Annotated in this window: 3 protein-coding genes, 1 pseudogene and 1 riboswitch; of the genes and pseudogenes, 3 read left to right on the top strand and 1 reads right to left on the bottom strand. The window is 44.3% G+C overall.

All coding sequences use genetic code 11. From position 1 onward, the window contains the following. The 3 genes and pseudogenes from KNP77_RS09380 to KNP77_RS09370 form a co-directional block, all read left to right on the top strand. On the top strand, positions 1-577 hold a 577-nt coding region (locus tag KNP77_RS09380), incomplete at its 5' end, for a hypothetical protein (RefSeq protein ID WP_214890308.1). Between the two features lie 138 nt (positions 578-715). Continuing rightward, a pseudogene (locus KNP77_RS16160) lies at positions 716-790 on the top strand (GMP synthase (glutamine-hydrolyzing)); the annotation flags it as partial. Between the two features lie 133 nt (positions 791-923). Beyond that, positions 924-1025, top strand: a riboswitch (purine riboswitch). An 88-nt stretch (positions 1026-1113) separates the two neighbouring features. Beyond that, complete coding sequence (locus tag KNP77_RS09370; RefSeq protein ID WP_131505318.1) at positions 1114-2475, top strand: NCS2 family permease; 1362 nt, start codon at positions 1114-1116, stop codon at positions 2473-2475. A gap of 20 nt (positions 2476-2495) precedes the next feature. Here the strand turns inward: KNP77_RS09370 and KNP77_RS09365 are convergent, their stop codons facing one another. After that, on the bottom strand, positions 2496-3329 hold the full coding sequence (locus KNP77_RS09365; protein ID WP_214890306.1) for a VanW family protein: 834 nt from the start codon (positions 3327-3329) through the stop codon (positions 2496-2498). Positions 3330-3656: the final 327 nt, after the last annotated feature.

Below are 3656 nucleotides of genomic sequence, written 5' to 3'. Positions count from 1 at the left end.
ATCTGATGAGGAATTGAAAATAAAATTATATTCGGAAATGATTGATAAAATAAAAGAGTTAATTAGAAGGGAATTAGGTAATAAAGGGAGACAAGATTTATTGGATTGGTCAAATGAATTAGTAGAATTAGCTGGTATGTATCTTAAAGAAGAGTGGGAAAGGGTGAAAATCGAGTCTCATAGCGGACGAACATTCAAAAGCACTAAAGTAAATCAAAACAGCCAATTAATTTTACTGTTATTTGCTGGTTTATATATTATTGTCGGTACGTTAATAACTGCATTCTTTACAGAACTATCATGGGGATTAACTTTTATTTTGTTTTCTTTTATAACGTATACAATATTTGTACCGTTTATGAAGGAGGTTTTAGCCGGAGAACATTTCAATCGGAAAACATACAATATTTGTGTTTCTGTTTTTGAAGTGTCTTTATGGGTGGTAATCATAGCTCTAATTAAGCTTTTGTTTATAAATACTGAAATTGAAACATCAAGTGAATGGATGATATATATTTATCTTCTAATATTGCTTGTGCTAAGAAATTTTATTAAGTTTCGGTCTTTAATAATGTAGGTGTCTTAAAGCTTAGGTTTTTTAAATATGGATTTGGATTACTAAAGCATTGATTACTAAATATTCACCTGCTACAATTGTACAAACAAATAACTGATAAAATTGAGCGATAATTGATTTGGATATACCGTTGAAGCTAGTAATGTCAGTCACGTCAACCGTGTCCTGTACGACATCACATCGAAGCCACCAGCGACAATCGAGTGGGAATAAACTTGAGCAGAGGGGAATCCCTCTGCTTTTGTCTAATCCCGAACATTTAACGAAAAAATATTAATAAAATCCGTCATTTTGTTGACATTCAATTTTAACGCTGATAAGATAAAAACGTTCTTATTCATATCCGAACAATTAAATTAAATTTTGCCGTATAATATCGGGAATATGGCCCGAGAGTCTCTACGAAATCACCTTAAATGATTTCACTACGGCGAGACATATATAAGGGGACGTCTGTCCCTGTATGTTTCGCGTGGGGTCCTCGGTCATTGATCGGGGACCTTTCTCGTTTTACGGCGAGCCAAGGAGGAAAACCAATGAGCACACAGCTCAAGCAAGAACCGAAACATCAACCGTCAGAAAGCCGGATCGAACGTCACTTCCAGTTGAATGAACTTGGAACGAACGTAAAAACCGAACTCGTCGCAGGATTCACGACATTCCTCGCGATGGCGTACATCTTGTTCGTCAACCCGAACGTGCTCGGGGCTGCTGGGATGGACATGGGTGCCGTCTTCGTGGCAACTGGTCTCGTCGCACTTATTGGATCGGTCACGATGGGGCTATTCGCCAACTACCCGATCGCCATCGCGCCAGGTATGGGGCTTAACGCCTTCTTCGCCTACAGTGTCGTCATCGGGATGGGTATCCCGTGGCAGACGGCGCTCTCGGGTGTTCTCGTCTCAGGATTGTTCTTTATCGCTTTGACGCTCTCAGGTATTCGTGAGACGGTCGTTAACGCGATTCCGGCTCCGCTTAAAATGGCGGTGGCGGCAGGGATTGGTTTCTTCATCGCCTTCATCGGCTTGAAAAATGCAGGGATTGTTGTTGCGAACGAAGCGACACTTGTCGGCCTTGGATCGCTCGGGACAGGAACTACGCTTCTCGCGGTATTCGGTCTCGTCGTCAGTGCATTGTTGATGGCTCGAGACATCAAGGGTGGAATTTTCATTGGGATGTTGTTGACAGCCATCGCAGGAATGATTTTTGGTCTCGTGCCGACACCGACTGCAATCTCAGATGTTGTATCGATGCCGCCAAGCATGTCTTCGACGTTCGGCCAAGCATTCATCAACTTCGGTGATGTTTTCACGCTTCAAATGCTCATCGTCATCTTGACGTTCTTCTTCATCGACTTCTTTGATACGGCAGGAACGCTCGTTGCTGTTGCGCGTCAAGCTGGAATCATGAAAGAAAACAAAGTGCCGCGTGCGAGTAAGGCGCTCATGGCGGATTCGACTGCGACGGTTGCAGGTGCGATCTTCGGTACGTCGACAGCGACGTCTTACGTCGAATCGTCAGCGGGTGTAGCGGCGGGTGGTCGTACAGGGTTGACTGCTGTGTTCGCAGGTCTCTTCTTCGGGTTAGCGTTGTTCTTCTCACCACTCTTAGCAGTCGTCACGGCACCGGTTACGGCACCGGCACTCATCATCGTTGGTGTGTTAATGGCCTCAGCTCTCCTCGATATCGATTGGAAAAAAATAGAAATCGCAGTTCCGGCATTCTTGACGATTATCATGATGCCGCTCACTTCATCGATTGCTACTGGGATTGGACTTGGGTTTATCCTTTATCCGCTCATGATGATCGCGAAAGGGAAGACGAAAGAAATTCATCCAATCATGTACGGGATGCTCGTCATCTTCCTTGCTTACTTCATGTTCTTACCGCACGCATAACGTGACTAAGGCCGACTCGATCAAGAGTCGGCCTTTTTGTATACGGTATTCTCTGGCAGGAACGGGTCATACATCGTCAAGGCGTGGTTTTCGGTGATGAACTCGTTACGCAGCAGTGTCCCGTCCTGTGAAATGACTTCTTGGAAAATTTGATTGTGCCGGATTGTACCGCCCCACCATTCCTTTGTGAAATGGTGGTTTTGTTCGTATATTCTATAACTGACGGCCGGCGGGATGTCGGACCGCCATTCGCCGACAAGTTCATCTCCTTCTATATATAGAAGCAATTGATACGTTTGGGTTGTCTGATTCGTAATTTGCAGATCGAGATAATTGTATGAACATGTCGCCCCGCTGCCGAACGGTTGGTCGCGTCTAGAGTCCGGGAATACATCGTAACTGTGCCGATAACGTTCGGTGACGGTGAGTGGGCTGTGCAGTGTGATCCAGTAAATCAAATTCGAAAGTTGACATAGGCCGCCCCCGACACTGGTAGTGACTTTGCCGTAGTGAAGGATCATGCCGTCGACATATCCTTTCCGTTTCGTCGGCCGCCCGATTGATTTCCAGTAAGATAATACTTCACCAGGGTGGACGATCAAGTTGTTAAGTTGCTTGATTGCGATGTGCAGGTTGATCACTTTGTTTCGTTGCATTTCCATATCGACATCACGGAGTCTTCTATATAAAGGTGTGCGATGGGTGTGGATCAAATGAGGCAACGGCGCTTTACTTTTAGTGGACGCATAGTGCTTCTCGTCTGTCATCCATTCAAGACTTCGCTTGAGCGTATATACTTGTGTCCCTGCCCAGATACGTAGGGCAGACCTATGTTTTGGTTGGAGTTGCTGCATGCCGTGGCCACCTTCTGTGAATGAGTATAGGGGACGTATTCGATTAGCGGAGAGTGATTCCTTCTTTAGAGAAAATAAGAAAGGAAATTTTCTAAAGTTTTTTTAGAATAATGCTTGCCAGGCAGTTTGGAGGATGATATAGTTATCTCTGTTGCCAACAACGCTTTCGGAAACGAGAAAAAAAGTTGTTGACATGATTTAAAATGAAATGTTATTATCATTTAGTCGCTAAGGGCGGCAGACGAACTTTGAAAACTGAACGATGAGGCAAAAAAAGTTTTACAAGTTTTGATTGAAGCGCAAGCTTCGTCATTTTCAAGAGCTATA

The sequence above is a fragment of the Exiguobacterium sp. s142 genome (assembly GCF_018618455.1).
GTDB classification, from domain to species: domain Bacteria; phylum Bacillota; class Bacilli; order Exiguobacteriales; family Exiguobacteriaceae; genus Exiguobacterium; species Exiguobacterium aurantiacum_A.
The sequence above is the reverse complement of the archived record's forward strand: the minus strand, read 5'-3'. Positions and strand labels throughout refer to the sequence as shown.

Coding starts and splice junctions, on each gene's coding strand:
- KNP77_RS09370 (WP_131505318.1), top strand. CDS start 1,114: ATGAGCACACAGCTCAAGCAAGAACCGAAACATCAACCGTCAGAAAGC.
- KNP77_RS09365 (WP_214890306.1), bottom strand. CDS start 3,329: ATGCAGCAACTCCAACCAAAACATAGGTCTGCCCTACGTATCTGGGCA.